Origin of the sequence: Minwuia thermotolerans (genome assembly GCF_002924445.1) — a bacterium.
Taxonomy (GTDB): Bacteria; Pseudomonadota; Alphaproteobacteria; order Minwuiales; family Minwuiaceae; genus Minwuia; species Minwuia thermotolerans.
In genome coordinates, this window is sequence record NZ_PIGG01000003.1 from 1 (window position 1) to 4,693 (window position 4,693).

General features: G+C 65.6%; 6 protein-coding genes and 1 pseudogene. All 7 read left to right on the forward strand.

The window, feature by feature from the left end:
• Positions 1-679 (forward strand): DNA-methyltransferase (locus CWC60_RS00060; RefSeq protein ID WP_164516280.1); only part of this gene is annotated, 679 nt, incomplete at its 5' end.
• A complete protein-coding gene (locus tag CWC60_RS00065) occupies positions 676-1,131 on the forward strand; it encodes a DUF5681 domain-containing protein (protein ID WP_109792019.1) in 456 nt (151 codons plus the stop codon). The genes CWC60_RS00060 and CWC60_RS00065, both read left to right, overlap by 4 nt.
• Complete coding sequence (terL, locus tag CWC60_RS00070; protein WP_109792020.1) at positions 1,124-2,584, forward strand: phage terminase large subunit; 1,461 nt, start codon at positions 1,124-1,126, stop codon at positions 2,582-2,584. Before CWC60_RS00065 ends, terL begins: the two co-directional genes overlap by 8 nt.
• A gap of 138 nt (positions 2,585-2,722) precedes the next feature.
• Positions 2,723-2,971, forward strand: coding sequence for a CDGSH iron-sulfur domain-containing protein (locus tag CWC60_RS00075; RefSeq protein WP_206419687.1), 249 nt, complete (start codon positions 2,723-2,725; stop codon positions 2,969-2,971).
• 49 nt (positions 2,972-3,020) lie between these two features.
• A pseudogene (locus tag CWC60_RS00080) lies at positions 3,021-3,164 on the forward strand (integrase core domain-containing protein); the annotation flags it as partial.
• A 186-nt stretch (positions 3,165-3,350) separates the two neighbouring features.
• Positions 3,351-3,815: a M20/M25/M40 family metallo-hydrolase gene (locus CWC60_RS00085; protein ID WP_277422305.1), complete on the forward strand. Its 465-nt coding sequence runs from the start codon at positions 3,351-3,353 to the stop codon at positions 3,813-3,815.
• Between the two features lie 183 nt (positions 3,816-3,998).
• Positions 3,999-4,693 (forward strand): MBL fold metallo-hydrolase (locus CWC60_RS00090; protein WP_109792023.1); only part of this gene is annotated, 695 nt, incomplete at its 3' end.

Here is a 4,693-nt window from a genome sequence, read left to right on the forward strand (position 1 = left end):
CCACCGCGAGTTCGCGATGGCGAGCGGCGAGATGGCGGAAGCCGACTTCGTGGCTTTCCTCCGGACCACCCTCGGCAACGCGGCCCGGGTCAGCGCCGCTGGCGCCATCCACTTCGTCTGCATGGACTGGCGCCATATCCACGCCCTGCTGACCGCGGGGCGCGACGTCTACCGCGAGCTCAAGAACCTCTGCGTCTGGAACAAGGCCAATGGCGGCATGGGCACGCTCTACCGCTCGAAGCACGAGCTGGTCGCCGTCTTCAAGGCGGGCACGGCATCGCACATCAACAATGTCGATCTCGGCGCCCATGGCCGCTACAGGACCAATGTCTGGGACTATGCCGGCGCCAACAGTTTTGGCGCCGGCCGCGACGAGGCGCTTGCCATGCATCCCACCGTCAAGCCCGTCGGGCTGGTCGGCGACGCCATCCTCGACTGCTCGAACCGCGGCGACCTCGTCCTCGACCCCTTTGCCGGGGCGGGCACGACGCTCGTGGCGGCGGAGCGCACGGGCCGGCGGTGCGCGGCGATGGAACTCGACCCCGCCTATGTCGACGTCACCATCCGGCGATGCCGAAAGGCCTTCCGCGCCGAGATCACGCACGCGGAGACCGGGCGGTCCTTCGAGGAACTGGCGGAGGAGCGACGGGCCGACCAGGCAGAGGAGGCCGGCGAATGAGCGATGGCAATGGCGAGAACGAAGACAAGGTCGGCTACGGGCACCCGCCCGCGCACACGCGCTTCAAGCCCGGCCGGTCCGGCAACCCGAAAGGACGGCCGAAGGGCCACCGGAACTTCCGGACGGATCTCCATGAGATCCTGAACGCGGTTGTCCGGGTGAAGGAAAAAGGCGAGGCGCGAACGCTCACGACCCAGCAGGCAGCGCTCTACCGGTTGCGCGAAAAGGCCCTGAACGGCGATGTCCGGGCGCTCGATCGCCTGCTCGCTCTCGCAGCCCAACACAATGGTGAGACCCTGGCCCATGACAGCGACGAGGCGCTCCCCGAGGAGGACCGGGCGATCCTCGAGCAGCACCTGGCCTCCGGGCAGGCGCAGGCGCCGGGCAATGCAGCAACAGAGGATGACGAAGGGGAACCGGAGAAGTCCGGCCAGGAGGACGAAAATGGGTGACCGCCAAATTCTCGACGCGCTTCTCCGAACGGACCTGACCGCGTTCGTCCACAAGTGCTTCCAGACCATCTCGCCCGGAACGCCGTTCATGGCCAACTGGCACATCAAGGCGATCACCTATGAGCTTCGGCAATGCCTCGAGCCCAGGGGCAGACGGCTGGTGATCACCCAGCCGCCGCGGTCGCTGAAGTCGATCTCGACCTCGGTGGCGTTCGTGGCCTGGACGCTGGGTCATGACCCGTCAATGCGGTTCATCTGCGTCAGCTACAGCAACGATCTCTCGGAGGAACTCGCCCGCCAGTTCCGCCTGGTGGTCGACAGCGACTGGTACCGCCGCCTCTTCCCGGCCATGAAGCTCTCCCGATCCACGGCGGAAGAGTGCGTGACGACGGAGGGCGGCGGGCGGCTCGCCACCTCGGTCGGCGGCACGCTCACGGGCCGGGGCGCCGACATCATCATCATCGACGATCCCATGAAGGCCTCCGATGCCCAGTCGGAAGTGGCCCGCCGCAAGGTCAACAGCTGGTTCGCCGAGACCCTCTCGACCCGGCTGAACGACAAGCGGCGGGGCTCCGTCATCCTGGTGATGCAGCGCCTCCACGAGGAAGACCTCGCAGGCTACGTCCTCGAAGCCGGCGACTGGCGCCACCTCGACCTGCCGGCCGTCGCCATCCAGGACCAGCAGATCCGCATCGGGCCCGAACCGGGGGACATCTACTATCGGCGCGAGGGCGACCTCCTCCACCCCGAGCGGGAGCCCCGGGAGACCCTCGAGCGCATGCGCGGCGAGCTGGGCAGTCTCGCCTTCTCGGCCCAGTACCAGCAGCGGCCGGTCCCCGTTGAGGGCAATCTCGTCCGCCGTCGCTGGTTCCGCCACTATGCCCATGGCCCGGAGCCCGACGGCCGGCGCCGTGTCGTGCAGAGCTGGGATATCGCGGGCACCGCCGGCGAGGCCAGCGACTACTCCGTCTGCACGACCTGGCTGGTCGACGGCCGCGACTGTTACCTTCTCGACGTCTGGCGCGGCCGGCTGGAGTACCCGGAGCTGCGGCGCAAGGTGATCGCCCACCGGAAGCGGCACTCGGCCACGACCGTGCTCGTCGAGAAGGCAGGTCTGGGCCTGAGTCTGATCCAGGACCTCCGAAGCGAGCGATCGGACGACTTCCCGCGCCCCATCGCCATCACGCCCCGCGAGGACAAGGTGGTCCGCATGGAAGCCGCATCTGCCCGCATCGAGGCCGGCGAGGTGCTGTTGCCGGAGAACGCCCCCTGGCTCGATGACTTCCTTCATGAGGTCCTGGCCTTCCCGAACGGGCGCCATGACGACCAGGTCGACAGCCTGTCGCAGTTCCTGACCTGGAAACGAGGGCGGCCGCAGGAAACGACCCTGAGCGCCGTCACGGAGACCATCCCGAACCCGCTGGACATGCGGCGGTTCGATAACAGGGGATAGCGAGCCATCGGCCCTGGAACGACGAATGAGGCAGGGCACACCCACGCCAGCTCACCAGGAGACGACACGTCCAGCGTCCCTCTTCCTTCCCAGGCCACAGGCACCACTTCATCCAGGGTAATGACCAGGAGGAATGCCGTGACCGAACCGACCATTGCCCAAAGGGCCCCCTTCCCCATCGAGGTTGAGGAAGGCAAGAACTACTTCTGGTGCGCATGCGGCCAGAGCGCGAAACAGCCATTCTGCGACGGCGCCCACAAGGGCTCAAGCATCGCACCGGTCAAGTACACCGCCGAAGCCACAAAAAAGGTCTACTTCTGCGGCTGCAAGCAGAGCGCCAGCCAACCGTTCTGCGATGGCACGCATTCGCGGCTGCCTGACGAATGACATCTATCAATCCGGGCCGCCGACCAGGCTTCGACGGCCCGGTTCGATCCTGCAGCATGCGCGCCATCTGATCACCGCCTGGCGCAATGACTACAATCATCACCGCACGCACTCGAGCCTCAATGGGTTCACCCCGCGGGAGTATCATCAACGGTCGGAAGAGGACCATACCCTGAACAGCGCCAACTTATAAACGCGGCCTCGAAGGGGAACAGGTCAATCTCGGCCAGTCCCCCGCCATTCGTCGTCGAGACCGTCGAGCCATTGCTGGATCGATCGTACCCATTGGCCATTGGCGGCGTTGGCAATGGTAATCGTTTGAACATGACCGAGCCCAGAAACCTGGATCTTTGAGCCGACCGTCAAAATTCAAGGAGAATTGTCCACCGCCCGAAGCGAGCTTATCCCGCCGCTACCGTGGCCGACTTTTGCACCGCCGTTCTCAGGCGTCCAGGACATGGTCGAGGAGCGCATGGGCGCGCTGGCGCGCAGCCTGGCCGAGGGCTTCGGCATGCACGCCGACTTCCGCTACGACCGGCGTTACGCGCCAACGGTGAACTCGCCCGAGGAGTTCGGCCACGCCATGGCCGCGGCCCGGGAACTGGTGGGCGAGGCCAATGTCGACGACCGCCTGACGCCGGTGATGGGCGCGGAGGACTTCGGCTGGATGCTGCGGGAGCGGCCGGGCTGCTACGTCTTCGTCGGCAACGGTGAAGGGCAGCAGGGCGGCTGCGAGGTGCACAATCCGAACTACGACTTCAACGACGAAACCCTGCCCGTGGGCGCCGCCTACTGGGCCCAGCTCGTCCGGATGCAGCTTCCCGCCGACCGCGCCGCCGGGTGACGGGTACCGGACGCCCACATCCTGGCCCTGAACTTGCGTGACCCGCGCTCAGTGTGACAGGCGTCATGGGAATACGAACAATAAGAGGCTTCGTGGTGTTGAGCCGATATCGAATTGTGACACATCGTGTCTGGAGCCTGACGGCGGGGTGGCCGGGGTATCGGGCAGTGAAGGAAGGCTGATTTGAGTTTCAAGGTAAAGTTCTGGGGCGTCCGCGGTTCGATCGCGACGCCTGGCCCGCGTTACGTCTCCTTTGGCGGCAACACGAGCTGCATCGAGGTTTCATGCGGCGGCCGCCGTATCATCTTCGACGCCGGCACGGGCATCCGGAACCTCGGTCACTGGCTGATGAAGAAGAACGTCCGCCACGCCCACATGATGCTCAGCCACACGCACTGGGACCACATCAACGGCTTTCCCTTCTTCTCGCCCGCCTTCAAGAAGGATCAGCACTTCACGATCATGGCCGGCCATCTTTCGGACCAGGGCTCCGGCATCCGCGAGGTGCTGGCCAGCCAGATGACCCAGCCGACCTTCCCCGTGCCGATCGAGATCATGCAGGCGAAGATGGATTTCGAGGACTTCAGCGCCGGCGACACCTTCAACATCGACAACGATGTCACGATCCGCACCACGGCGCTCAACCACCCCGACGGCGCCACGGCCTACCGCGTCGACTATCAGGGCAACTCCATGTGCTACGTCACCGACACCGAGCATGTGCCGGGCAAGCCCGACGAGAACATCCTCGCCCTGATCGAGGGCGCCGACGTCGTCATCTACGACTGCACCTATTCCGACAAGGAATTCGAGAGCAAGGTCGGCTGGGGCCATTCCACCTGGCAGGAGGGCATGCGCCTCTGCCAGGCCGCGAACGT